The organism is Micromonospora sp. WMMD737, from assembly GCF_049179055.1.
Classification (GTDB): Bacteria; Actinomycetota; Actinomycetes; order Mycobacteriales; family Micromonosporaceae; genus Micromonospora; species Micromonospora reichwaldensis.
Window position 1 is genome coordinate 4,442,287 of the sequence record NZ_JBMHMH010000001.1, and the last position, 25,339, is coordinate 4,467,625.

At 75.6% G+C, this 25,339-nt stretch carries 21 protein-coding genes; 11 read left to right on the forward strand and 10 right to left on the reverse strand.

Features of this window, described 5'->3' with window-relative positions; genetic code table 11:
- Window positions 1-93 precede the first annotated feature (93 nt).
- Window positions 94-1,293, reverse strand: coding sequence for a fumarylacetoacetase (gene fahA / locus ACN27A_RS19440; RefSeq protein WP_421455437.1), 1,200 nt, complete (start codon window positions 1,291-1,293; stop codon window positions 94-96).
- Window positions 1,290-2,162 carry a hypothetical protein gene (locus ACN27A_RS19445; protein WP_421455439.1) on the reverse strand — a complete coding sequence of 291 codons (873 nt, stop codon included), beginning with the start codon at window positions 2,160-2,162 and terminating at the stop codon, window positions 1,290-1,292. The genes fahA and ACN27A_RS19445 overlap by 4 nt, the downstream gene beginning before the upstream one ends.
- A gap of 95 nt (window positions 2,163-2,257) precedes the next feature.
- Here ACN27A_RS19445 and ACN27A_RS19450 point away from each other — a divergent pair, with 95 nt between their 5' ends.
- The 6 genes from ACN27A_RS19450 (at window position 2,258) to ACN27A_RS19475 (ending at window position 12,865) form a co-directional block, all read left to right on the forward strand.
- Window positions 2,258-3,424, forward strand: a complete 1,167-nt coding sequence (locus tag ACN27A_RS19450) for a homogentisate 1,2-dioxygenase (RefSeq protein WP_421455442.1) — start codon at window positions 2,258-2,260, stop codon at window positions 3,422-3,424.
- Between the two features lie 274 nt (window positions 3,425-3,698).
- A complete protein-coding gene (locus ACN27A_RS19455; RefSeq protein ID WP_421455444.1) occupies window positions 3,699-3,881 on the forward strand; it encodes a thiopeptide-type bacteriocin in 183 nt (60 codons plus the stop codon).
- A gap of 168 nt (window positions 3,882-4,049) precedes the next feature.
- Entirely contained in the window at window positions 4,050-6,764 is a 2,715-nt protein-coding gene (locus ACN27A_RS19460) for a lantibiotic dehydratase (protein ID WP_421455447.1), read from the forward strand.
- Window positions 6,765-6,812: 48 nt separating this feature from the next.
- Window positions 6,813-7,940 (forward strand): lantibiotic dehydratase C-terminal domain-containing protein, encoded by a 1,128-nt coding sequence (locus ACN27A_RS19465; RefSeq protein ID WP_421455450.1) that lies wholly within the window; start codon window positions 6,813-6,815, stop codon window positions 7,938-7,940.
- A 16-nt stretch (window positions 7,941-7,956) separates the two neighbouring features.
- A complete protein-coding gene (locus ACN27A_RS19470) occupies window positions 7,957-10,974 on the forward strand; it encodes a TOMM precursor leader peptide-binding protein (protein WP_421455453.1) in 3,018 nt (1,005 codons plus the stop codon).
- A gap of 13 nt (window positions 10,975-10,987) precedes the next feature.
- The gene (locus ACN27A_RS19475) at window positions 10,988-12,865 is read left to right on the forward strand and encodes a thiopeptide-type bacteriocin biosynthesis protein (RefSeq protein WP_421455454.1); all 1,878 of its coding nucleotides are present in this window, start codon (window positions 10,988-10,990) and stop codon (window positions 12,863-12,865) included.
- 23 nt (window positions 12,866-12,888) lie between these two features.
- Here the strand turns inward: ACN27A_RS19475 and ACN27A_RS19480 are convergent, their stop codons facing one another.
- From ACN27A_RS19480 to ACN27A_RS19495, 4 genes are read right to left on the reverse strand one after another with little or no spacing between them, the layout of a single operon-like run.
- Window positions 12,889-13,914, reverse strand: coding sequence for a tetratricopeptide repeat protein (locus ACN27A_RS19480; RefSeq protein ID WP_421455457.1), 1,026 nt, complete (start codon window positions 13,912-13,914; stop codon window positions 12,889-12,891).
- 10 nt (window positions 13,915-13,924) lie between these two features.
- Window positions 13,925-14,407, reverse strand: a complete 483-nt coding sequence (gene ispF, locus ACN27A_RS19485; RefSeq protein ID WP_091101607.1) for a 2-C-methyl-D-erythritol 2,4-cyclodiphosphate synthase — start codon at window positions 14,405-14,407, stop codon at window positions 13,925-13,927.
- A gap of 16 nt (window positions 14,408-14,423) precedes the next feature.
- On the reverse strand, window positions 14,424-15,119 hold the full coding sequence (gene ispD, locus ACN27A_RS19490) for a 2-C-methyl-D-erythritol 4-phosphate cytidylyltransferase (RefSeq protein ID WP_421455460.1): 696 nt from the start codon (window positions 15,117-15,119) through the stop codon (window positions 14,424-14,426).
- A gap of 56 nt (window positions 15,120-15,175) precedes the next feature.
- On the reverse strand, window positions 15,176-15,661 hold the full coding sequence (locus ACN27A_RS19495; protein WP_007073334.1) for a CarD family transcriptional regulator: 486 nt from the start codon (window positions 15,659-15,661) through the stop codon (window positions 15,176-15,178).
- 327 nt (window positions 15,662-15,988) lie between these two features.
- On the opposite strand from ACN27A_RS19495, the gene ACN27A_RS19500 reads away from it, so the two are divergent.
- Complete coding sequence (locus tag ACN27A_RS19500) at window positions 15,989-16,684, forward strand: hypothetical protein (RefSeq protein ID WP_421455462.1); 696 nt, start codon at window positions 15,989-15,991, stop codon at window positions 16,682-16,684.
- Window positions 16,685-16,705: 21 nt separating this feature from the next.
- Here ACN27A_RS19500 and ACN27A_RS19505 read toward each other — a convergent pair whose 3' ends face one another.
- The 4 genes from ACN27A_RS19505 to ACN27A_RS19520 all read right to left on the reverse strand — a co-directional run bounded on the left by ACN27A_RS19505 (window position 16,706) and on the right by ACN27A_RS19520 (window position 20,631).
- The gene (locus tag ACN27A_RS19505; protein ID WP_421455465.1) at window positions 16,706-17,464 is read right to left on the reverse strand and encodes a hypothetical protein; all 759 of its coding nucleotides are present in this window, start codon (window positions 17,462-17,464) and stop codon (window positions 16,706-16,708) included.
- Between the two features lie 2 nt (window positions 17,465-17,466).
- The gene (locus ACN27A_RS19510) at window positions 17,467-18,555 is read right to left on the reverse strand and encodes a type III polyketide synthase (protein ID WP_311411813.1); all 1,089 of its coding nucleotides are present in this window, start codon (window positions 18,553-18,555) and stop codon (window positions 17,467-17,469) included.
- Window positions 18,556-18,646: 91 nt separating this feature from the next.
- Window positions 18,647-19,813, reverse strand: a complete 1,167-nt coding sequence (locus tag ACN27A_RS19515; RefSeq protein WP_421455466.1) for an acyl-CoA dehydrogenase family protein — start codon at window positions 19,811-19,813, stop codon at window positions 18,647-18,649.
- A 44-nt stretch (window positions 19,814-19,857) separates the two neighbouring features.
- Window positions 19,858-20,631 carry a methyltransferase domain-containing protein gene (locus ACN27A_RS19520; RefSeq protein WP_421455469.1) on the reverse strand — a complete coding sequence of 258 codons (774 nt, stop codon included), beginning with the start codon at window positions 20,629-20,631 and terminating at the stop codon, window positions 19,858-19,860.
- Window positions 20,632-20,676: 45 nt separating this feature from the next.
- Between ACN27A_RS19520 and ACN27A_RS19525 the strand changes: the two genes are divergently transcribed.
- From ACN27A_RS19525 to disA, 4 genes are all read left to right on the forward strand, one after another.
- A complete protein-coding gene (locus tag ACN27A_RS19525; RefSeq protein WP_421455471.1) occupies window positions 20,677-21,516 on the forward strand; it encodes a UbiA family prenyltransferase in 840 nt (279 codons plus the stop codon).
- Window positions 21,517-21,655: 139 nt separating this feature from the next.
- A complete protein-coding gene (locus ACN27A_RS19530; protein ID WP_421455473.1) occupies window positions 21,656-22,444 on the forward strand; it encodes a hypothetical protein in 789 nt (262 codons plus the stop codon).
- Window positions 22,445-22,535: 91 nt separating this feature from the next.
- Window positions 22,536-23,990, forward strand: coding sequence for a DNA repair protein RadA (gene radA / locus ACN27A_RS19535; RefSeq protein WP_132239886.1), 1,455 nt, complete (start codon window positions 22,536-22,538; stop codon window positions 23,988-23,990).
- Between the two features lie 142 nt (window positions 23,991-24,132).
- On the forward strand, window positions 24,133-25,314 hold the full coding sequence (disA, locus tag ACN27A_RS19540) for a DNA integrity scanning diadenylate cyclase DisA (protein WP_151454105.1): 1,182 nt from the start codon (window positions 24,133-24,135) through the stop codon (window positions 25,312-25,314).
- The last annotated feature ends 25 nt before the right edge of the window (window positions 25,315-25,339 follow it).

Consider the following 25,339-nt stretch of genomic DNA (forward strand, 5'->3'; position numbering starts at 1 on the left):
ATGGCGACGGAATCCGCGACGATCAACGCGCAAGCAACGGTCCCCGGTCGCACCAACTGTGCGACCGGGGACCGTCGATGATCGAAAGGTGGGTCAGCGGGCGGCGAGGACCTGCCCGGTCACCTCGCCCAGGGCGATGATGGTGCCGTCCGGGCCGGGCGCGGTGGCGGTGATCGTCACCGTGTCGCCGTCCTCCAGGAAGGTGCGGGTCCCGCCGTCGGCGAACTTCACCGGCTCGCTGCCGCCCCAGGTGAGTTCCAGGAACGAGCCGACCTGTCCCCGTTCCGGCCCGGAGACGGTGCCCGAGGCGTAGAGGTCGCCGGTGCGCAGCGAGGCGCCGTTGACCGTGAGGTGGGCCAGCTGCTGGGCCGGCGTCCAGTACATGGTGGCGAACGGCGGCTCGCTGACCCGCTCGCCGTTCCACTCCACCGACAGGCGCAGGTCCAGCCCGAGGTGCGGCACGTCGCGCAGGTAGGCGGCGACCGGCGGGTCCTGGTCGGGGGCGGGGACGAAGGCGTCGCCCAGCGCGTCCAGCGGGGTCACCCAGGCCGCGACCGAGGTGGCGAAGGACTTGCCGAGGAACGGGCCGAGAGGCTGGTACTCCCAGGCCTGGATGTCGCGGGCCGACCAGTCGTTGACCAGCACGACACCGAAGACGTGGTCGGCGAAGTCGTCGACGGAGACCCGATCGCCCAGCGGGCTGGGCACGCCGACCACGAAGCCGACCTCGGCCTCGATGTCGAGGCGTACGGACGGGCCGGTGACCGGGCCCTGCGGGGTGGCCCGCTGCCCGCTCGGCCGCACCACCGGCGTGCCGGAGACGACCACCGTGCCGGCCCGACCGTGGTAGCCGATCGGCAGGTGCTTCCAGTTGGGCAGCAGCGGCGGCTGACCGGGGCGGAAGATCTGGCCGACGTTGGACGCGTGGTGCTCGGAGGAGTAGAAGTCGACGTAGTCGGCGACCTCGAACGGCAGCTGCATCCGCACCTCGGCCAGGGGCACCAGCAGCGGCTCCACCGCCGGCCGGTGGGCGGCGTCGGTGAGCAGCTCGGTCACCCGCTGCCGGACGGCCGTCCACTGCGGGCGACCGAGGGCCATGAAGTCGTTGAGGGTGGGCCGACCCAGCGCCCCGGCGGCCAGCACCAGGCCGGCCTCCTCCGCGCCGGCCAGGTCGAGCACGAAGTCGCCGATGCGTACGCCGACGCGCGGCGCGCCCTCCGCGCGGCGGAACACCCCGTACGGGAGGTTGGCGACCCCGTACGACGAACCGTCGGCACCCGTCACCCAGGTCATGCTTGAAAGCCCCCGTTCACCAGCCCCAGCCGGATCAGATCGGTAAGTGGTTCCAGGATGCTGCACGAGCCGAAGCCGATCCACAGCGGGCGCGGGGCGTTCAGCCCGGCCTCGGCGTACTGCACCAGCGGGCGCGGGTCGGTCGCGGTGAGCAGTTCGGCGACCGACTCCCCGGTGGCGCCCCCGGCGGCCGCCAGCGTCGCCGCCAGCACGTTGACGAAGCCGTGGTGGGTGAAGCCGGTCTCCGGGTCGAGGTGCCGGACCGCCTGGTGCAGCCCGGCGGTCAGCTTGAACGGCAGGTCCCGGTCCCGGCAGGCGCAGATCACGGCCGCCAGCTCCGCCGGGGTGGGGAACAGCTCGGCGGCCAGCCCGCCGGTGCGGAACTTCGCGGCGATCGGCAGCCCGTCGGCGCGGGCGGCGGCGAGCGCGTCCAGCGCCCCCATCAGCCCGAACGTGAGCGGCAGCTCGGCGTAGACGGCGTCGAGGGTGGCCGGCCCGGCACCGGCGCGGCGGGCCAGCGCCACCAGCTCGGTCAGTCCGGGCAGCGGGTCCTCGCCGCGTCTGGCGACCGCCGCCTCCACCTGGCGCACGCGGATGCGCGGGTCGGCCGTGGCCCGCACCTCGTCGAGCCGGTCGAGGGGCACGTCGCCGATCACCCCGACCGCGATCCGCTCGTCGGCGCCGAGCAGGCCCGCCACCTCGGGCAGCCTCGTGGCCGGGACCAGGAGCGGGCCGACCAGGTCGGCGTACCAGGAGGTGCGGTGCCGCCGGTGCGCGGCGACGGCGTCGGGCAGCGGCGCGCTGCCGGGTGGGAAGACGGCGGCGTCGTCGACGAGGCCGTCGACGAGCGCGGGCACCTGCGTTGACACGAGACAAGAATGTACGGGACGCTACAAGGAACGGACAACAGCGTCCGATTATCGGACGCCGTTGGATCGGTGAACGGGACGAACCGGGAGGCGAGATGCCGTACTACCGCAGCGTCGGCGAGGTGCCGCGCAAGCGCCACACCCAGTTCCGCCAGCCCGACGGCAGCCTCTACGCCGAGGAGCTGATGGGCCAGGAGGGCTTCTCCTCCGACTCGTCCCTGCTCTACCACCGGCACGCGCCGACCGCGATCGTGGCCGCCGAGGAGTTCACCCCGCCGGCGTTCGCCCGGGTGCCGAACCTTCCGCTCAAGCCCCGCCACCTGCGCACCCACAAGCTCGACGGCACCGGCGCCGACCCGGTGCTCGGCCGGCAGTACCTGCTCGCCAACGACGACGTGCGCATCGCGTACGTGCTGGCGGACCGGCCGTCCCCGCTGTTCCGCGACGCCACCGGCGACCACTGCCTCTACGTGGAGTCGGGCACCCTGCGGGTCGAGTCCACGTTCGGCGTGCTCGACGCGGTGCCCGGCGACTACGTCGTCATCCCCACCTCGACCGTCCACCGGCTGGTGCCCACCGGCGACGCGCCGACCCGGCTGCTCGCCGTCGAGGCGGCGGGGCACATCGGCCCGCCCAAGCGCTACCTCTCCGTGCGGGGCCAGTTCCTGGAGCACTCGCCCTACTGCGAGCGCGACGTCCGGGGGCCGGACGCGCCGCTGCTGGTCGACGGCGAGGACGTGGAGGTGCTGGTCCGGCACCGGCGCGGTTGGACACGCTACGTCTACGCCCACCACCCGTTCGACGTGGTCGGCTGGGACGGGCACATGTACCCGTGGGCGTTCTCCATCCACGACTTCGAGCCGATCACCGGCCGGATCCACCAGCCGCCGCCCGTGCACCAGACCTTCCAGGGTCCCAACTTCGTGATCTGCTCGTTCGTGCCCCGCAAGGTCGACTACCACCCCGACGCGATCCCGGTGCCGTACAACCACCACAACGTCGACTCCGACGAGATGCTCTTCTACACCGGCGGCAACTACGAGGCCCGGCGCGGCTCCGGCATCGAGCAGGGCTCGATCTCGCTGCACCCGTCCGGCTTCACCCACGGCCCGCAGCCGGGCGCCGCCGAGCGTTCCATCGGCGCCGACTTCTTCGACGAACTCGCCGTCATGGTCGACACCTTCCGGCCGCTGGACCTCTGCGACGCCGCGACCGCGTGCGAGGACGACGGCTACGCCTGGACCTGGGCCCGCCGCCCCTAGTCAAGCGGTTCCGGGTGATCGGTGCCGCGGTCCGGCAGTGCGGACCGCGGCACCTTCGCGCGTAGGGGGTCGGGTCTCCCGCACATCGGCCGCGTGATCGCGGTTCCTGCTGTTCGTCAGCCGACACCGTCGTACGGCCATCGGCGAGTGGACGCTCGGACGAATAGTTCGTGGGCGGAGCTGACTAACATCTTGCGCACTGTCCATCTTGTCATCGACAAGTGCGCTTGTTCGTCGACGACATCCCCTGGAATCGGAGTACACGATGCGCGACATGACGGCCACGCTGGCCGACCTCGAAGACCTCAACCTGGCCGACCTGGAGGTGTCCGACCTGCTGGAGGTGCACGCCGTGCGCGACGCGGTGGCCCTGCCGGAGACCGGCGCCTCGGCGAGCACCTCCGCCGTCTGGGGGTGGCTGGGTTACTCGTCCTGCGCCTCCCAGCTTCCCCAGTAGTCGTACCGCACCGGGGCTGACCGGTGGGGCCGGGAACGCCGACACCGGCGTTCCCGGCCCCACCGGCTCGACCGGGGTCGGCGCCGACGACCGCGTACGGAGGAGACCGTGACAACCACCCGCCAATCCCCTGCCCCGCCGGTGTCGCCGGCGCCGGGTGGCCGAGTCGTGCCGGAGGTCCAGGTCGCCCCGTACGTGCTGATCCGCAGGACGGCGGTCGACCTGCCGGCTGCCGGTCCGGCCGGACGGCACCTGCGTCGCCTCCAGGACCAGCTCGTCGATCGACTGGTCGAGTGCCAGGCCCTCGGCCCCGAACTCACCGAGGAGCTGTACCGGCTCGGCGGTCAGGCCGCGACGGCGTACCGCCGGTCGGTCCTGCTCCCGCTGCGGCGGGACGTACACAACGACCGGTCTCCGGCCGCCGACCTGCGCGCCCGGCTCGGCGACCTGCCCGACCGGCTGCCGGCGCTGGGGCGCTGGTTGCGGGCCCGGGCCGAGATCGACCGGCTCACCGGCGCCGTCGACGCCGGGTCGGCTGCGGCGCTGGCCGAGGAGCGCGTCGCACTCGCCGCCCTGTGCGGCAGCGAACCGTTCGGCCGGGCGGTCGCGTTGACCAGCCCTGAGCTGCTGGCAGCGGTGCGGCGGACGGCGGCGCGCGACGGCGAGCCGGACGCCCGGGGTCGCAAGTCCGAACCCACCGTGCTCCGTTACGCGTTGCGGGCCACCACCCGGACCAGCCCGCTCTCCTGGTTCACCATCGTCGGCTGGGCCCCCTGGCCGGATGCGGACGCCGTCCCCGCCCCGCTGGCGTCCCCGCCCACCCACCTGGACCTCGCGGCGGGCCTGGACGTGACGACAGCGGGAGAGCCGGTGGCGGTGACCCGTCCCCCCGCCAGCCTGGTCGCCAGCCTCTTCCTGGCCGGAACCAGCCGCCCGGACCAGGTGCTGCGCACCCCGCACCGGCTCGCGCCCGGCACCCGCGTGCAGCACGGCCACGTGGTGTTCTACCGCGAGCACCCGACGACCGGCGCCGACGGCACGCCGGTGATCCGGGAGGAACGGGTCCGGATGCCGCTGCGGCCCGCGCTGGCCGCGATCATCCGGGTGCTCCGCGCCGCACCCGACGGCCACCCGCCGGCGGAGCTCGTGGCGGCCCTCGGCCGAGGCGCCGCGCGCCCCGCCACGGACTCCGCCGAGGCCGAGCGGCTCGCGCGGCGTCTCGTCACCCAGCTCTGCGACGAACGCCTGCTGATCCCGGTACCGCCGACCACCGAGCACGACCCGGCGGCGCTGGCGGCGATCGCCGACTGGCTCGGCGACACCGGTGATCCCGCCCTCGCCGATGAGGTACGGCACCTCGACAAGGACATCCGGTCGCTGGCGGACGTCGACGCGGCGCGGCGCGGCCCGCTCGTACGTCGGATCGACGCCGGCTGGCACGAGGCCCTGTCGCAGCTCGGGGCCGCCGCACCGGCCCAGGCGCCCGTCACCGAGGATGTCGTGCTGCCCAGGCCGGCACGCCTGACCCGCCGGCCCGCGGACACCGCCGACCTGACCGCACTGACCAGCCTCGCGCTGCTGTTCGACGAGGACCAGGTGCTGCGTCGGCTCCTGCGACACCGGTTCGTCGAGCGCTACGGTCCCGGGGCCCGCTGCGCCGACCTCGGCCAGTTCTTCGCCGAGATCGGCGCCGGCTTCGACGACCTGCCGACGGTGACCCCGGAGGGGGTGCTGGCGGGCGGACCGATCGCCCGGGTGCCCGAGCTGGCCCAGCTGGCCGCCCTGCGGCAGGGGGTGGTCCGGGCGGTACGCGCCGACGGCGGGAACGACGGCGTGGAGACCGTCATCGGTGCCGACCTGGTCGCCGAGGTGGCCGCCGCACTGCCCCGCTGGCTGCGGGCCCGGCCGGTGTCGTACGCCTTCTTCGGCCAGCACGGCCCGGACGGGTCGCTGCACCTCAACCACGTCTACGGCGGCTGGGGCCGGTTCACCAGCCGCTTCCTGGACCTCTTCGGCGACAGCGGCATGCGCGCCGCGGTGGCCGCCCAGCTCCGCCGGGTGCTGCCCGGCCGGGTGGCCCAGTTCCGGCCGGTGCACGGGTTCAACGCCAACCTGCACCCGCTGCTGCTCGGCGAGGACGTCGGCGACGACCAGCGGTTGGGCGGGCTCGACCTCGCCTCGGTCGAACTGGTGCACGACCTGGCCGGCGACCAGATCCGGCTGCGCGATCCGGCCACCGGCGACCTGCTCGACGTGCTGTACCTCGGGTTCCTCTCGCCGCCGGCGCTGCCGGCCCGGGTGGCCGCGCTGCTCGGCGACCTGGGCAGCGGCGAGGTGGGGCTCCGCCACCTCGCCGCGACCCGGACGGTGGCCGGCCCGGGCGGGCAGGCCGTGGTCTCCGACCGGCTCCGCTGTGGCCGCGTCGTCCTCGCCCGCCGGAGCTGGCGCTTCGACGACGGGGCCGAAGAGCACCTGCGCGGGCTCGGCTCGCCGTCGGTCGCCGCCGCCGCGGCGCTGCGGGCGGGCTGGGACCTGCCCGACCAGGTCTTCCTCAACCAGGGCAGCCGGCGCGACGGGCAGCCGCCCGCACCGGGCCACGCCGCGCAGCACCCCGGCGTCCAGGCCCGGCAGCCGTCGGAACGTCCGTCCGCCCCGCCTCCCCCGGGGATCGCCGGGCTCCGGGAGGCGATCGCCCGGCCCAAGCCGCAGTTCGTCGACCTGGCCAGCCCGCTGCACCTGCGCTGCGTGCCCCGTTGGCTCGGGCGGATCACCGGCCGGCTGGTCGTCGAGGAGGCCCTGCCCCGCCCCGCCGGCCACGACCGGCCGCACCGGGTCACCGAACTGGTCGTCGAGACCTACCTCCCGGCGGCCTCCCGTGACTGACCGGCGCCGGCCGTCCGACCGCAGCACCGAGCCGAGTGGAGCCCAGCCATGACCGAGCCGAGCACGACCGGACTGACTCCGACCACCGACGTCGTGTGCCACTACCACGAGGAGGCCAAGGCATCGCTGCTGCGCGACGCCGTCCTGCCCGTCGCGGAGCGGTTGCGCGGTGCCGGGCTGGCCGTCCACCTGGAACGGCACTGGCTGCACGGCCCGCACGTGCGCCTGCGGCTACGCGGCCCCGAGGCGCAACGGGCCACGGCCGCCGCCGAGGCCGCCGAACGGTTGCGTGGTCACCTGGCGGTGGCGCCGTCCCGGGCCGGGCTCGACGAGGAGCTGCTGCTGCGCCGGTCCGAGGCGGCCGGCCGGGCGGAACTCGTACCGCCCCCGTACGGCCCGATCCACCCGGACAACACGGTGCTGGTGACCGACGGCGACCAGAGTGCGCTGGCCGCGCTGCTCGGCACGCCGGGCGCGGTCGAGTGCCGTGCCGACGTCCTCGCCGCCGGGCTGGCTCCGGTGCGGGTGTCGCTCGACCAGCTCGCCCTCGTCAAGGACGCCCAGGCCGCCCGGGTGGGCGTCGTGGTCACTGCCATGGCCGCGCACGCCGACACCTGGCCGGGACGGCTGCTGTCCGGCTACCACACCTTCCTGTCGCACCTGGAGGACTTCCTCTTCGGCGAGCGGGACGACCTCCTGCGCCCGCGCTTCGCCGCCTTCGCCGACCGGGCCGGCGGGAGGTACCACGACCTGGTCCGCCAAGCGTCCACGCCGGGCACCGCCGAGCCGGTGGCGGCGGCGTGGCGGGCGTGGAGCGCGGCCGCGTGGCGGATCGCCGAGCGGGCGTACGACGCGGGCGCGCTCGACGGGGCGTTCTCCGCCGAGTTCAGGCGGCGCACCACCTCGTTCGACGACGCCACCGCGATCCGGTGGGACCTGAGCCGTCGCGGGGCGAGCGCCTACCACCAGGCGCTGGAGGCGTCGGGCTTCCAACGGGTCGCCGCGAGCCGGGAGTTCCAGGTCTACCGGTTCTGCACGAACATGCTCTATCAGCTGCTGACGCTCTGCGACGTCGCGCCGCTGGAGCGGTACCTCGGGGCCTATCTGCTCGCCGAGGCCACCCAGGAGATCCACGGCGTGACGTGGCAGGACGCCCTCACCGCCCGCACCGGGTGACCCGGGTGGAGGCGACGTGGGTGAGGTGACCCTGCGACCGGGCACCCTGGTCCGGGCGGTCGAGGGCGGGCTCCTCGTGAGCGGCTGGCGGTCCAGCTCGGTGGTGACCTGCCCGCCGGTCGCCGGCGAGCTGTGGCAACGGCTGGAGCCATCCCTCCGCCGGGGGCTCGACCCGGCGACCGCCACCCTGGGACTGCCCGACCGGACCGCCCGGGCGGTGGGCTGGCTGCTCGGTCTCCTCGCCGAGCACGGCGTCCTGGTCGACGTCCGGGTGCCGCTGGACGGCCATCCGTTGGCGGCCTGGCTGGCGGGGCTCGCGCAGGATCCGGCCGGCGCGCTGGACGCGGTGTCGCGGTGCGCGGTGGCGGTCACCGGCGAGGGCGACCTTCCACCGGCCGTACGGGCGGCGCTGGCCGCCTCCGGGTTCTCCACCGCGCCTGGAGAGGCTCTCCACGCCCTCCGGGAGGTGCCCGGGGACGGCGGCGGCGCGGACCTGGTCGTGTGGGTCCGGACGGAGGACCCCGGCGGGCGTCGGGAGCCGCCCGTTCCCCCGTGGCCGGGGACGGCACCACGGCAGCCCGGCTCCCTGCGGCCCGCGGTGCTGCCGGTGACGATCCGTCCGGACGGCGCGCTGATCGGCCCGCTGGCCCCGGCCGGTCACCCCGCCGCCGCAAGCCGGGCCGCCGCAGGCCACACCGCCCCGGGCCAGGCCACCGCACGCCAGGCCGCCCCAGGCCGGGCCGTCGCAGGCCGGGCCGTCGCAGGCCACACTGTCGCAGGCCAGACCGCCGCAGCCACGGACGCCGGTCCGGCCGTGCCGGCGACCGACCACCGGCTGCTGCCGTTCCTCGTGGCGCACGAGGTGGTACGCGTGCTGGCCGGGCTCGCCGACGGCACGGCGCTGTCGCTGCGCGGCGGGGTCGTCCAGCGCGTCGGCGAGCCGACCGGCCCGCAGCCCTGGCCGCCCGCCGCGCGGACCGGGGCACCCGCCGCGCGGACCGGGGCACCCGCCGCGCGGACCGGGGTGCTCGCCGCGCGGACCGGGGTGCTCGCCGCGCGGACCGGGGTGCTCGCCGGTGACGGGACGCGGGGCACCGGACCGACGGCGGGAGCGGTGCCGGCCCGCCCACCGGTCGACCCCGGCACCGCGTCCCTCGGTTCGGGCGCAGCGGAGGACGGCCCGGTGCGGGTGATCGGGGACGACGACCGCCTGGTCCGGGCGATCGCCGTCAGCACCTCGACCGTACGGCGGACGGATCGGTCCGTGGTGGTGGGCGTCGCGGCGGACTGGCCGGTGGCCCGGCACCTGGCCGAGCAGCGGGCCGCCCACGCGGTAGGCAGGGCGTACCTGCCGGTGCGGGGACGCGGGACGGCGATCGAGATCGGCCCGTTGAACGGCCCCGGTGCCGGCGGCTGCCTGCGGTGCGCCGACACCCGGCAGGAGGCCGTCCTCGGCGCTGGCAGCACCGCAACGCTGCTCGCCGGTGGCCGGCCGCTGCCGCTGCCGCCGCACTGGCACGGGCTGGTCGGCGAGCTGGTCGCCGGTCAGCTCGCAGACGACGCCGACCCGCGCCTGGCCAGCGTGCTGGCGGTCCGCGACGGCGCGATCAGTCGGCACCTGATCCGAGCGGTGCCGGACTGTCCGGACTGCGGTGCCCTGCCACCCGACTCGGCCGGGGCCGCCACGATCGCCCTGCGCCCCCACCGGCAGGCCGCACCCGACCGCCTCCGGGTCCGTCCCGGACCGCCGGACCTGGCCGTGCTCCGCGCCGAACTGGTCGATCCCCGCTACGGGCCGGTGACGCACGTCCACACCGACCGGCAGGGCCCGCTCGCGCTGGCGGCGGCCGAGATGCCCGTGCCCGGCCGCTCCGGTCGGGTCGGTGGTTACGGGCGCGCGGCGGACCAACCGACGGCGCAGGTGCTGGCCCTGCTGGAGGCGGTCGAACGGGAGGCCGGCCGCTACCCGCAGGCCCGCCGGACGACCACGCTGGGCAGCTACCGGGAACTCGCCGCCGACGCCGTCGACCCCGCCCGGCTGGGCCTGCCGGAGCCGGAGGCGGTCCGCCACCCCGGGTACCGGCTGGACCCCTACGCCCCGGACGCGGTGACGTCCTGGGTGTGGGCGTACGACCTGGTGGGTGACCGGCCCGTCCTCGTGCCGGAGCACGCCGCCTACTACGGGGTGGACCGTGCCGGGGTCTCCCGGTTCCTCTACGAGTCCTCCAGCGGCTGCGCCGTCGGTGGCTGCCTGGAGGAGGCGGTCCTGCACGCCTGCCTGGAGACGATCGAGCGGGACGCCTTCCTGCTCACCTGGTACGCCGGCCGTACGCCGCCGGCTCTGGCGCTGCCGCCCGACGTCGATCCGCTGACCCGGCACCTCGCGGACCGGATCGCGGCGGAGGGCTACCGGCTGCACCTGCTCGACATCACGAGTGACGTCGGGATACCGGCCGTCTGGGCCCTCGCCGTCACCGACCGACCCGACCGGGGCGCAACCTTCTCCGCCGCCGGGGCGCATCCCGATCCCCGCCGGGCCGCCGCGGCGGCGATCCTGGAGGTCGGCGTGAACGTGACGGTCGCGCCGAAGGTGGCCCGCCCGCCGCGGGACCGGCTGCTCGCCATGCTCGCCGATGCCGACCTGGTGGGGGAACTGGGGGACCACGCCGCCCTGCACCTGCTGCCGCAGACCGTGCCCCGGTTCGACTTCGCGCTGCGGGAGGCCGCCGCCGGCCCGGCGCGGCCGTTCGACGAGCACTTCGCCGGCTGGCGCGAGCGGTGGCTGCACCCCGACCTGACGGAGGTGCTGCGCAGAGTCGTCGACGCGATGGCCGCCGCCGGGACGCCGCCACTGGTGGTGGACCAGACCGGACCGGCCGAACGCCGCCTCGGCCTGGCCGCCGTGAAGGTCCTCGCCCCCGGGGCCGTACCGATGACCTTCGGGCACCTCAACCGGCGGGTCGACCTGCCCCGCCTGCGGCAGGCCCGGCTCGCCGCCCCCGACCATCTGATCCTGCCCCACCCGTTCCCCTGAAGGAGAGCCGAGCATGGCTCGCTGGTCCGCCCTGCACGTCCACCTGCACGCCGGTCCCGAGTGCACCGAGACGGTGCTGCGGGAGCACATCGTGCCGACCACGACGGACCTGCTCGCCCGGGGCGAGATCTCCTCCTGGTTCTTCGTCCGGTACTGGGAGGGCGGTCCGCACCTGCGCTGGCGGGTCGCCGACGCGACGCCGGAGACGGTACGACGGATGCGCGCCGGGCTGGTCGAAGCGGTGGCCGCGCTGCCGCCACCGGCCCGGGAACTGCGTCCGGCGGACTGGTACGCCCAGTTCGGAGTGCACGCCTCCGAGGGCACCGACCAGCCCGACCGGCCCGGCGCGGGCCAAGAGACCGGCGTGGGCCAAGAGACCGGCGTGGGGCAGGAGACCGGCGTGGGGCAGGAGACCGGCGTGGGGCAGGAGACCGGCGTGGGGCAGGAGACCGGCGCGGGGCAGGAGACCGGCGCGGGGCACGGGACCGGCGATGGGCCGGAGCTGGGCTGGCACCCGCACGGCACCGTGGTCGAACAGCCGTACCGGCCGGAGGTCGACCGGTACGGCGGCCCGGACGCGATCGGCGCGGCCGAGGAACTCTTCGCCGCGTCCAGCCGGGTCGCCGCGGCCCTGCTCGGCGCGCCGCCCGCCCGCCGCCGGTCGACGGCCGTGGACCTGCTGTTCGGGTTCCTCGCCGCCAGCGGCCTCACCGGGCACGAGGCGGTCCGGTTCCTGCGCCGCTACACCAACGGGTGGACGCTGGTGCCCGAGGCGAACGGTCGGGACCTCGGCCTGGCCCTGATCGCGGCGGAACGCGACTTCCACGCCGACGCGTCCGCCTACCCGGCCCGGCAGCGGCTCATCGCCGACATCGTCACGCGGGGCAGGGGTGCCGCCACCTCTGTGAACTACTGGGCGGACGAGGTCGCCGCCTACGTCGAGCGACTGCGGGCGCTCGACGGGCAGGGCCGACTGCACGGCACGGTGCCCGGCATCCTCGCGTCGCAGCTGCACATGCTGCACAACCGCCTCGGGCTGAGCATCCCGGCCGAGTGCCACCTCACCTGGCTGGCGTCGCTGGCGTACGGCGCACCGGCCGCAGCGCCGGACTTCCACGCCGACGGGACCGACGCCCCGGACCGCGCGTACCACGAGGCGTCGAAGTTCGTCCGTACGCGGTGGCCGAGCCAGCGTCCCCGTACCGTCGAGCCCGCACCGGTCCGCCCCCTCCCGTCCGACGCCGTGACCCTGGCACTGCCCGAGCCGACGCCGGGCGCGCTCGCCGACACCACGCTCGCCACGGTGTTGCGCGACCGCCGCACCCGGTACGACTTCGGCCGAGGGGAGACCGGCGTGGCGGACCTGGGCCGGCTGCTGCGCTACGCGGCTGGTGACACCGCGCCGGCGGTCGACGGCCAGCGACGACTGGCGTACCCGACGCCGGGCGCCCTGGCGACCACGCGGCTGCTGGTGCTGCCCCGCCGGATCGCCTCGATGCGGGCGGCACTCTACGAGTACCTGCCGGAGCGGCACGCCCTCCGGCGGGTCGCACCCGATCCGGGCATCGACCGGCTGTCCCGGGTCGCCCCGCAGTTCGCGCCCACCGGTCCCGACGTCGTCCCCGGCGCCGGCGGACTCGACGTCGAGACGGTGCCGCTCTGGCTGTTCGTGGTCGCGGACCTACGCCGGGCCCGGGCCCGGTACGGGCTGCGCGGCTACCGGTTCTCCGCCATGGAGACCGGCCACCTCGCCCAGAACCTGCTGCTCGCCGCGACGGCCCTCGGGCTCTCCGCCGCCCCGCTCGGCGGGTTCTTCGACGACGAGCTCAACCACCTGCTGCTGCTCGACGGGCTCGACGCCAGCGCCTTCTACGCCCTCGCCCTCGGCTGAGGTCGGTCGCCAGAGCCAGCCGCTCACGCCGTGGTGCGGGACAGCACGGCGAGTTCGGCGGCGACCGCGGCGAGGATGGCGAGCACCAGCGGCCACGGGGTGCCGACCAGGGCGTAGAGCAGGATCAGGGCCGGGGCGGCGGCCGCCGCGTAGACGGCCAGCGCCAGCGTGCGGTCGGAGCGGAGCAGGCTCGGCAGGATGGTCCGGGACAGGCCGGGCAGCCGGGCGGCGAAGCGCCAGACCACCAGCGCCCCGCCGAGCGCCGCGAACGCCGCCGCGACGCGGGACAGCCCGGCGCTGCCCGGCGCCATGCAGGCGATCAGCACGGCGGTGATCATCGTCCAGCCCGCGCCGTAGACCACGAGCTGGCGCAGGCCGAGCGAGATGGTCCGGCCGGAGTCGACCCGCCCGGGGCTCATCGACGCGGCCTCGGCGAGGTGTTCCAGCGCCTCGCTCCAGCGCCGCTGCTCCAGCCGGAGCACGCCGATGTCGTGCCGGGCCTCGGCGAGCTGCGGGTCCAGCCGCAACGCCTCCCGGTAGGCGCGCTCGGCCAGGTCGAACATCTGCATGTTCGCCGCCACCAGCCCGAGCACCAGGTGCGCCTGGGGGTTCTCGGGTGCCAGCTCCACCCCGCGCCAGGCCGCGTTCAGCGCCGGCTGCCCGTTGCGCGAGCCGGCCAGGATCGCGGCGGCGCTGCTCTGCGCGTACGCGTCGTCGGGCCCCAGCGCCAGGATCCGGTCGGCGGTGCGGGCCGCCTCGGCGTACTCCTCCAGATCGCCGAGGGCGAGGGCGCGGGCGACCAGCGCCGGAACGCTGTCGGGGGCCGCGGCGACCGCGGCGTCGGCGGCGGTGCGCGCCTCCGTCGGCCGGCCGGCCGCGAGGTGGACCCGGGACAGCATGGTCAGCGCCCCGGCGTCGGCCGGGTCCAGGGCGACGGCGTAGGAGACCTCCGCCGCGGCCTCGTCGTAGCGGCCCAGCTCGGCGAGGAGCTGGGCGCGTTGGAGGTAGCCGTCGGCGGCGGACCGGTCTGAGGTGGCGTCGCTGGACATCGCGGCGAGCCTAGGCGGCCGGAGCCTCGTACACCAGGGCCACCGCGATGCCGGTGAGCCCCTCGCCGCGCCCGGGGAAGCCGAGGCCGTCGGTGGTGGCCGCGGAGACCGTGACGGGCGCGCCGACCGCCTCGGAGAGCACCCGCTGGGCCTCTTCGCGGCGCGGGCCGATCTTGGGCCGGTTGCCGATCACCTGCACGGACACGTTGCCGATCGCGAAACCGGCGGCCCGCACCCGGCGGGCGCTCTCGGTGAGCAGGGCGACGCCCGACGCGCCGGCCCACTCGGGCTGACCCACGCCGAAGTTGGCGCCCAGGTCCCCGAGGCCGGCCGCCGAGAGCAGCGCGTTGCAGGCGGCGTGCGCGGCCACGTCGGCGTCCGAGTGCCCGGCCAGGCCGTCCTGGTCGGGCCAGTGCAGGCCGGCCACCCAGCACGGCCGGCCCGCCTCGAAGGCGTGCACGTCGGTGCCGATGGCCACCCGGGGAACGATCATGAGAAGAGGGTACGCGTCAGGCGCCCGTGGCGAGCAGGTGCTCGGCCAGCGCCAGGTCGAACGGGCGGGTGACCTTCAGCGCGTACTCGGAGCCGGGGACGCAGGACACCGGGACGCCCTGCTTTTCGACCAGGCCGGCGTCGTCGGTGAGCGGGTCACCGGCGGCGGCGTGCGCGGCGGTCAACACGGACCGGCGGAAGCCCTGCGGGGTCTGCACCGCGCGCAGGGCGGAGCGGTCGACGGTGCCGAGGACGACCTCGTCGGCGCCGACCTCCTTGATCGTGTCGACGACGGGCAGCACCGGGATCACCGCGTCGTGCCCGGCGCGGACGGCCGCCGCGACGGACTCCACCAGGTCGGGCGGGGTCAGCGCCCGGGCGGCGTCGTGCACGAGGACGATCTCCGGGCCGGCGGGCACCGCCGCGAGGGCGGCGGCCACCGACGCCTGCCGCTCGGCGCCGCCGGGCACCACGGTCACCGGGGCGACCGGGGCGAGCAGCTCGCGTACCGCCGCCACTTCGGCGGCCGGGGCGGCCACGACGATGGTGTGCACCGACGGCGCGGCGGCGAGCCGTCGGACCGCGTGAACCAGCAGGGGTTCCCCGCCGAGCAGGCGCAACGCCTTGGGGCGGCCGGGGCCGAGCCGTACGCCGGCACCGGCCGCAGGCACGAGGACCGCGACGTCACCGCACGGATTGAGCTGCGCGGTCACGTCGCGGTCCTCGGTGGTTTGTTCGCTACGAATCGGGTACGACGATGCTGCGGAGACTAGGCCTCGGTCAGGACCTTGTCGAGCAGCGTCTCCGCCTCGTCCTTGGTGCTCTTCTCGGCCAGCGCGACCTCGCCGACGAGAATGTCGCGGGCCTTCGCGAGCATGCGCTTCTCGCCCGCGGAGAGGCCCCGCTCCCGCTCCCGACGCCACAGGTCGCGCACGACCTCGGCGACCTTCAGCGGGTTACCGGAGGCCAGCTTCTCCAGATTCGCCTTGTAACGCCGCGACCAGTTGGTCGGCTCCTCGGTGTGCGGTGCACGGAGCACGTCGAAGACCTTGCCGAGGCCCTCTTCGCCGACCACCTCGCGCACACCCACGATCTCGGCGTTCTCGGCGGGCACCCGGACCGTCAGGTCACCCTGTGCGACCCTCAGGACGAGGTATTGCTTAGGCTCGCCCTTGATCACCCGAGTCTCGATTGCCTCGATGAGTGCGGCCCCGTGGTGGGGGTAAACAACGGTCTCGCCGACACTGAAAACCATAGGTTCGAAACCCCTTTCGCTGTGTCTAGGGTAACACGCTCAGGCACCGATGTCTCACCGCTGTCCTGACCGTTGGCGCAGCTCAGGGGCCCTGTGAGAGGTCTTTCTTCAGCTTGACAGACCGCCAAACCAGTGGTTTGACCACGCTCCGTAACGCTCGGATGACGTCCCGGTACGAGTGACGCGAACGTCGAGATCAAGGGCTATGCGCTCCTCCCATGGTAGCCCGCCGGCCGGGTACGCGCCCAGGTGTAGCGGCAGCCCGCCCCGTGCGGGACGCTGGAGACCGAGCCGCAGTCCGCTCGCCGAGACGTCCTTGGGGGTCCGATGGGCAAGCCCGACGCAGACGGCCCCGGACTGCCCGACCTGCCACCGGAGTGGGGCCGGGTGGTCGTGCCGGACGACGCCTCCGCGCTGGCCGCCGAGGCCGAACAGCTCCGCCGCGAGCTCGGTGGTCCGCTCCGGCGCGCCGTCCCGCCTCCGTCGTCCCGGTCCCCGTACGCCCTCGCCCTGCTGGTGCTGCTGGTGGCGGTGCTGACCACCCTCGCCGGCCTCGCGGCGGTCACCTGGCCCCGACCCGGCCGGTCCACCCCGGAGCCCGCCCCCACCCCGTACGCGCCGTCGGCCGGGGCGGCCGGTCGACCGCTGCCCGCGCTGGACCTGGTCGACACCGGCCAGTCACCGGTGCCCCTGCGCGGACTGGTGCCAGCGATGATCATCCTCGTGGACGGCTGCCCCTGCCCGGCCGACGTGGCCACCGCCGCCGCCCTGGCACCGGCCGGCGTCACGGTGGTCACCGTCGCCGGCACCCGGCCCGTACGCGCCACGCCACCGCCCGCCGGGGCCACGGTGCGACCGCTCGCCGACCCGGCCGGCGGGCTGCGCTCGTTCCTGCACCTGCCGGCCCGACCCGGCGCCGTCACCGCGCTGCTGGTGGACCGGTCCGGCGTCCTCGTCAAGGTGGTCCCCGAGATCCACTCCGCCGAGGACTACCGCGCCGACCTGACCCGCCTCGCCGCCTGAGCCGCCCCGCCGGGAAGCAGGTCAGGGCAGGGCGACCAGCTGCGCCTCGACCCGCAGCGGCTCCGCGTTGGCGCTCGACAGCGAGACCTGGAACGGCCCGCCCCTGCCGGTGACCTCCGTCGACGTGACCGAGCCGTCGCAGGCGCTGGTGATCGGGTCGGCCGCCCAGGCCCCGTCGACCACGATCAGCAGCTCTCCCGGGCCGACGCAGCGGTACTGGAGCAGGTGACGCGCCCCGCCCTCGGCGGAGGCCTGCTTGACGAGACCCTCCGCCGGACTGAGCACGGCCCGTGCGGTCCAGACCGTGTCGGGGAAGCTGGCCAGCCCGCCCCGACGCCCGTCGCCCGCCTGGAGCCGGTCGTCCCCGGCACGGCGCTGCTCCGGGTCCTCGGCGTCCACCCGCACCGTCGCGCCGCCACGCGGGTCCACCCCCACCACCGCGCCGCCGCGCGGATCCGTCCGGATCGTCGCGCCGCTGCGCGGGTCGACGCGCCAGAAGCTGGCGGGCCGCCCGGACCCCTCAGGGGGCACGACGAACCGGACGCGGGCGTCCGGCGGGGCGGCGAGCCGGGCCCGGTCCGCCGGTGCGACGTTCGACAGGTCCGGCGCGGGGCCGGTGCGGGGCGCCTCGGCCTGCCACCAGAGGCCGCCGCCGACCAGCGCGGCCAGCCCCGCCACGGCCAGTACGGCACCGCGCAGCCGATCGTCGGCCCCGACGTCAGTCGTGTGCCCACCCGCGTCCGGCCCGGTCTCCGGCCGGTCTGCCGCATCGGCGTCCATCATCAGAGGGTAACCGCGCCGGGCGAACCGCCCACTCCTGTCCGTTCGAGCAACGCGGCGAAGAGGGTCAGGCCGGGGCCGAACGCCAGCATCACCACCCGCCGCGGCGGCGACGCGGCCCGGCGCAGCCGGTCCAGGATCAGCAGCACCGTCGGCGACGAGCAGTTGCCGTGCTCGTCCAGCGTCGCGCGGGACGCCGCCAAGCCCTCCGGCGGCAGGGCCAGCTCCCGCTCGACCACGTTCAGGATGCGCGGGCCGCCCGGGTGCACCGCCCAGCCGTCCACCTCGGACAGCGTCGTGCCGTGCCGGGCCAGCAGCCCCTCGACCAGGCCCCGGACGTGCGTGGAGAGCACCTGCGGCACCTTCGGCGACAGCCCCATCCGGAAACCCGTGTCGGTGACGTCCCAGGTCATGTGGTCGGCCGTCGAGGTGTCCGTGACGGAGGTGACCTCGCGCAGCGCGTACCCCCGGCCGCCGGGAACGACCACGGCGGCGACCGCGGCGTCCGAGAAGAGCGCGTGGGAGACGATCTGCTGGGTGTCCACCCGGGCGCTGGAGGGCTGGATGTGCAGGCTGGTCAGCTCCGCGCAGAGCAGCAGCGCGGGCCGGCCCCGGGCGGTGACGAAGTCGCTCGCCGCGCCCAGGCCCGGCAGCGCGGCGTAGCAGCCCATGTGCCCGACGAACAGGCGCTGCGTGTCCGGGGCCATGCCCAGGTCCCGGGCGAGCAGGATGTCCAGCCCCGGGGTGGCGTACCCGGTGCACGAACAGACGACGAAGAGCCCGACGTCGCCGGCGGAGAGGCCGGCGGCCGTCAACGCCCGGCCCACCGCCTCCTTGCCCAGCGGCAGCGCCTCGACCAGGTAGCGGCGCATCCGCCGCTCCGTGGGCCAGTCGGAGACGTCCTCCAGCAGCGGGTTCACGGCAGCCTGCCGGCGGGTGACCCCCGAATGCGCGAAGATGCGCTGCGCCAGCGCCCGCGTGCTGCCGGAGAAGTGCTTCGAGAAGAAGCCCTCCCACAGGTCGTCCTGCGCGGCCGACGGCGGGTGCGCCGTCCCCAGCCCCGCGATCACCGGTACGGCCACCATGCCCACCTCTCGTCCGGCCTTGCGCACCGGGCGGTAGAACCCGCCCCTGGACGGGCCGTGCGCCCGCGCGTCCGCCGACCCGGCGGACCCCCCACGCTCACCAACGAGGGACCGTTCCGTCGCGGTCCGGGTCACCACCCAGCGCGGCGACGCCCAGCCAGTCCGCGCAGACGTCCGACGTCGCCGGGTGCAGCGAGCCGCAGCGGGCGTCCCGGTAGAGCCGCTCCAGCGGATGTCCCCGCCGGGTCGCGGACGTGCCGGCCGCCTCCAGCACGGACGCGGCCACGTCGGCGGCGGTGGTGCCGGCGAGCAGCTTCGCCCGCCAGACCCAGCGGTTGGTCTCCGCGTCGCCGGGCGCCTCGTCCACCCGGCGGGCCGCCTCCGCGACCACCAGCTGAGCCGCCGCCACCGCCGCGTCGGCCCGGCCCAGGCGGGACCGGACCGCCGGCAGGCCGGCGAGGTTGCGGGCGTTCAGGTGCTCGGCCGCCGCGTCGACGGCCGCCCGGGCCACCCCCACGTAGACGGCGGCGTAGCTGGCCACCAGCCAGTGCGGCATGAGCTGGGCGACCACCAGGGCCAGCCCCTCCACGCCGCCGAGCAGCCGGTCGGCCGGCACGGTCACGTCCAGGTGCAGGTCGTGCGAGGAGGTCGCGCGCATGCCGAGCGAGTCCCACGTGGGCTCGACGGTCAGCCCGTCGCCGGCCGGCACCAGGAACTGGGAGACCACCGACTGGTCGGCGGCGCTGCGGGCCGCCACCAGGTAACCGTCCGCGTGCCCGGCCCCGGAACAGAACGTCTTGCTGCCCTTGAGGTGCCAACCGCCGTCGGCCGGCTCGTAGACGGTGCTGAGCTGGGAGAGCCGGGCGCCGGCGCCGCGCTCGCTCATCGCCACGGCGTACCAGGCGCCCTGGGCGGCGGCGGTGAGCAGCCGGTCCCGGGCGGCCAGCGCCTCGTCCGGGACGCCGAGCGCCTCGGCCAGTTCCTCGGTCACCGCGCCGAGCGCACCGGTGACCGAGGCGTGCATGTTGAAGACCAGGGCCGTCGCGCCGTTGCCCCGGGCCAGCTCGGTGGCGACCGCGGCGTACTCGGCGAAGGTGGCGCCCGTCCCGCCGAGGGCGGTGGGCACCATCAGGCCGAAGAGCCCGGCCTCGCGCAGGTCACGGAAGTCCTCGACCGGGAACGAGCCGTCCCGGTCGTGCTCGGCCGCCCGGGCGGCCAGCCTCGGTGCCAGGCGGCGAGCCGCCTCCAACGCGTGCTGCGTCATACAGCCCCCTTCTCGGCCCTCTCCCTACCCAGGGACGGGCACCGCTATCCGCTCCGCGTACCACGCCCCTGGTAGAGCACGGCCGTCGACCAGGTCGGCACGATCCGCGGCGGGCGGCCGGCGAGCGTCGCATGCGGACGGTCGGCCGCGACCGCGTACGGACGACCGGCGGCGCGCATCCGGCGGACCAACCAGCCGAGCAGGCCCGGCATCCCCGGCCGGATGCCCCGCAGGCGCAGGTCGACCCCGTGCCGGGCGCACTCCGCCACCAGCGCCCGGGCGTCCACGAACAACCGTGGATCGTGGATGCCCTTCGGCACCGTGGGCAGCCGCTCGGCGATCCGCACGGCCAGCAGGCGGCTCAGCGCCGTGTCGTTCAACGTGTCCAGGACGAGCAGGCCGCCGGGCCGCAGCAGCCGGCACGCCTCGGCCACCGCGCGCCGCCAGTCCGGCACGTGCTCCAGCAACTCGCCCGCGGCGACCACGTCGGCGCAGCCGTCGACCAGCGGTACGGCGGTCACGTCGCCGTTGACGACGGTCACCCCGTGCGCGGCGGCCTGCGCCAGGGCCGACCGGGTGAGGTCGACGCCCACGTGCTGGTAGCCCTTGCCGGCCAGGTGCGGGGCGAGCAGCCCGGCGCCGCAGCCGAGGTCGACGAGGAGGGCGCCGGGGCGGGACGCCGGCGGTACGAGCGCCGCGCGGGCCTCGGCCAGCCAGTGCAGCATCGCGAACGCGCCGTCCGGCCGCCACCACTCGCCGGCCAGGTCGTCGTACTGGCGCGGATCGTTGCGTGGCAGGGTGCGGCCCGCGTCTGGCATGGACCGAGCGTGGCACGACTGCCCGGTAACGACCAGACTTTCCCTATGTCGCCAACGGTGCTAGGGCTGGTCAGGGCGAGTCACCCGGAGCCGGCCGCCGCGGTCACCACGGTGGCCGGGCTGCTCGCGTGGGGCGTCGGGCACCGGCCGGGCGGGATCCTCGCCGTGGTGCTCACCGTGGCGGCCAGCCAGCTCGCCGTCGGCTGGGCCAACGACGCGCTCGACGCCGACCGGGACGCCACGGTGGGGCGTACCGACAAGCCGGTCGCCGCCGGCGCGGTCGGCCGGCGCGCGACGGCCGTGGCCGCGGCGGTGGCCGCGCTCGCCACCCCGGCGCTGGCGCTGGCCACCGGCCCGGCCGCCGCGCTCTGCGCCACCCTCGGGCTGGTCTCCGCGCTGCTCTACGACTGGCCGCTGAAGTCGACAGCGGTCTCGGTGCTGCCCTACGCGGTCTCCTTCGGTTCCCTGCCCGCCTTCGTCGTGCTGGCGCTGCCCGGGGCGGTGGTGCCACCGGTCTGGCTGGTCGCCGCCGCCGCCTGCCTGGGCGCCGGGGCGCACTTCGCCAACGTCCTGCCCGACCTGGCCGACGACGCCCTGACGGGGGTGCGTGGACTGCCGCACCGGCTCGGTCCGGCCGGCAGCCGGGCCGCCGCCGCGCTGCTGCTGCTCACGGCGACCGCCACGCTGGTCCTCGGGCCGCCCGGGCCCCCGTCGGGGGTCGGCCTCGCCGCGGTCGCGGCCGCCGTCGTGGTGCCGCCGCTGAGCTGGTACGCGGGACGCGCCGCCGCCCGGGCCGGCGGCCGGCCGGTGGCCGCTTTCCGGGCCGTGATGCTGGTCGCCCTCATCGACGTCGTCCTGCTGGTCACGAGCGGCCGACTGGTGTGACGCGCGTCCCCCCGGGTGCCATCTCCGGGTCGGCGTGCGGGGGCGGATCAGGCCCAACTACCCTGGAGCGCGGTCTGCGCGGGCATGGCCACCATGCCCGGCGTGAGCACCGGGTGGGATCGTGACGAGGAGGACCGACGTGACGCGCTCGATCAGGGGTTCCCGGCGGGCGGCCCTGCTGCTGTCCGGGATGGCCGCGGCGACCGGGCTGCTGCTGTCCGGCTGCGGCGCCGGCCAGGTCTCCGAGACCGCCAACAAGGAGCCGTCGGTCCAGGGCGTCAACCTGTCGGCCGGCAACGGCGCCTACGCGGTCCGCGGCCTGCTGGTCGAGTTCCCCGGCACCGAGGGCTACAAGGCGGGTGCCAACGCCGTCCTGAGCGCCGTGATCTACAACGACTCGCCGAACCCGGTGACCGTGACCGTGACCACCGACAGCGCGCGCGAGGTGGTGATCACCGGCACCGGCGCCTCGGCCAGCCCGTCGGCGTCCCCGAGCGGGTCGGAGTCGCCCGCCCCGTCCGGGTCGCCCTCGCCGGCGGAGTCGGCCAGCCCCGGCGCCGCCGAGAGCCCGTCGGGATCGGCCAGCCCCGGCGCCTCCCAGAGCCCGTCGGAGTCGGTCAGCCCCGGCGCCCCGGAGAGCCCCGCCCCCGAGAGCCCGGCCGCGCCGGCCGGCGAGCCGGCCCGGATCGAGATCGCGCCGCTGAGCTACGTGCAGCTCAACACCCAGTCGAACCGGGTCTTCCAGCTCATCGGCCTGACCGAGGCGCTGCGCTCCGGCCAGAACGTCACCCTGACCTTCGACTTCGGTAACGGTGCCACGGTCACCGGCCCGGCCCCGGTCGCCGTGCCGCTCACCCCGGCCGCGCCCCCGTCGAAGATCGTCGAGCGCCTGGGCGGCTACGAGGAGAACGAGGGCGGCGGTCACTGACCCTCCGCCCCGCTGTTTCCGACGGCACCGTCGGCGTGGTGACCGCCACGCCGGCGGTGTCTTCGTCGTACCGGAGGACTAACGTCCCGGTGTGACCACCTCCCGATCGACCTCCTCCCGCGCCGGCGGGGCCGGCGGGCGCGGCCGCGCCGCCGCCCGCGAGCCCCGGCCGGCCTACGAGTGCGACGCCTGCGGGCACCAGCCGCCGAAGTGGGTCGGGCGCTGCCCGGAGTGCGGCGAGTGGGGCTCGGTGGTCGAGTGCACGGTCACCGGCCCGACGGTCTCCGGCAAGGTGGTCAGCTCCCGGATGCCGGCCGAGCCGGCCCGGCCGATCGCCACCATCAGCGCCGCTCCGGCCCGGGCCCGCCCCACCGGGGTCAGCGAGCTCGACCGGGTCCTCGGCGGCGGCCTGGTCCCCGGCGCGGTGGTGCTGCTCGCCGGCGAGCCGGGGGTCGGCAAGTCCACCCTGCTGCTCGACGTGGCCCAGCAGTGGGCCGCCGGCGCCGGCAGCCCCTCCCTGGTGGTCAGCGGCGAGGAGTCGGTCAGCCAGGTCCGGCTGCGCGCGGAGCGGATGGGCGCCCTGCACGACCAGCTCTACCTCGCGGCCGAGAGCGACCTCGCCGCGGTGCTCGGTCACCTCGACGCGGTCAAGCCGGGGCTGCTGGTGCTCGACTCGGTGCAGACCATCTCCACGAACAACGCCGAGGGCGTGTCGGGCGGGGTGACCCAGGTGCGGGCGGTCACCGCCGCCCTTGTCGCGGTCGCCAAGGAGCGGGGCATCGCCACCGTGCTGGTCGGCCACGTCACCAAGGACGGCCAGGTCGCCGGGCCCCGGGTGCTGGAGCACCTGGTCGACGTGGTGCTGCACTTCGAGGGCGACAAGCACTCCTCGTTGCGCATGGTGCGCGGCGTGAAGAACCGCTTCGGCGCCGCCGACGAGGTGGGTTGCTTCGAGATGCACGAGGGCGGCATCAGCAGCCTGGCCGACCCGTCGGGGCTCTTCCTGACCCGCTATTCGGAGCCGGTGCCCGGCACCTGCGTCACGGTGGCGATGGAGGGGCGCCGGGCACTCGTGACCGAGGTGCAGGCGCTGATCGGCGCGACCGTGGCCGGTTCGCCCCGGCGGACGGTCTCGGGGCTCGACTCGGCCCGGCTCGCGATGGTGCTGGCCGTGCTCCAGCGGCGCACCGAACGCCTGACCCTGCACGACCGGGAGGTCTTCGCGGCCACCGTCGGCGGCATCCGGGTGGTGGAGCCGGCGGCCGACCTCGCCGTGGCCCTCGCCGTCGCCTCGGGCGGGCTCAACCTGGCCATCGCGCCGCACCTGGTGGCGATCGGCGAGGTCGGCCTGACGGGCGAGGTGCGCCGTGTCGGCGCCGTGCCGCGCCGGCTGGCCGAGGCGGCCCGGCTCGGCTTCCGGCTCGCGCTGGTGCCGACCGGCTGCGGCCCCGAGAGCACCGGAGTCACGCCGGAGCACATGCGGGTGATCGAGGTGACCGACGTACGCTCGGCGCTCCAGGCCGTCGCCCGGGCTTCCGCCGAGTGACCGCCGGGGGTGGTCGGCGGAGCGTCCGGTCCGATACCGGACAGCCCGGACGCAGGGCCACGGTCCGGGCGAGCTGGGGCATCGTGACACATCACAGTAACCACGACAGCACCCACCGCAGGGCAGTCCGTAGACTGTGCCTGTGCCGATCGACCGCGACACCGCCAAGCCTGCTGGCGCGACACCCCACGCCCGCACCGGCGCCGTGGGCTCCCCCGCCCGCGCGATCAGCGTGACCGTGACCGGCGGCGCCGGGGGCGCCGGCGACCCGTTGCGGGCGAACCTCGCCCTGATGGCCCCGGGCACCGCGCTGCGCGACGGCCTCGAGCGCATCCTGCGCGGCCGGACGGGCGCGTTGATCGTCCTCGGCTACGACAAGGTGGTCGAGGGTCTCTGCACGGGTGGGTTCCCGCTCGACGTCGAGTTCTCCGCCACGCGGGTACGGGAGCTGTGCAAGATGGACGGCGCGGTCGTGCTCTCCAGCGACGGCACCCGGATCGTGCGGGCCGCCGTGCACCTGATGCCCGACCCCACCATCCCGACCGAGGAGTCCGGCACCCGGCACCGCACGGCGGAGCGGGTCGCCCGGCAGACTGGCTACCCGGTCATCTCGGTCAGCCAGTCGATGCGGATCATCAGCCTCTACGTCAACGGCCAGCGGCACGTGCTGGACGACTCGGCGGCGATCCTGTCCCGCGCCAACCAGGCGCTGGCCACGCTGGAGCGCTACAAGCTCCGGCTCGACGAGGTCTCCGGCACCCTCTCCGCTCTGGAGATCGAGGACCTGGTCACCGTACGGGACGCGGTCGCGGTGGTGCAGCGGCTGGAGATGGTCCGCCGCATCGCCGACGAGATCGCCGGCTACGTGGTGGAGTTGGGCACCGACGGCCGCCTGCTCGCCCTCCAGCTCGACGAGCTGATGGCCGGCGTCGACGCCGACCGCACCCTGGTGATCCGGGACTACCTGCCGGCCGGCCGGAAGTCCCGCACCCTCGACGAGGCCCTGGTGGAGCTGGATCTGCTCGGCGCGACCGAGCTGATCGACCTCGTCGCGGTCGCCAAGGCCATCGGCTACCCGGCCGCGTCCGACGCCCTCGACGCGGCGGTCAGCCCGCGCGGGTTCCGGCTGCTGGCCAAGGTGCCCCGGCTACCGGTCGCCGTGGTCGACCGCCTCGTCGTGCACTTCGGCAGTCTCCAGCGGCTGCTGGGCGCCACGGTCGAGGATCTCCAGGCCGTCGAGGGGGTCGGCGACGCACGCGCCCGGGGCGTCCGTGAGGGGCTGTCCCGGCTCGCCGAGGCGTCGATCCTCGAACGCTACGTCTGACCCGGCCCGTACGCCGGTCGCCAGC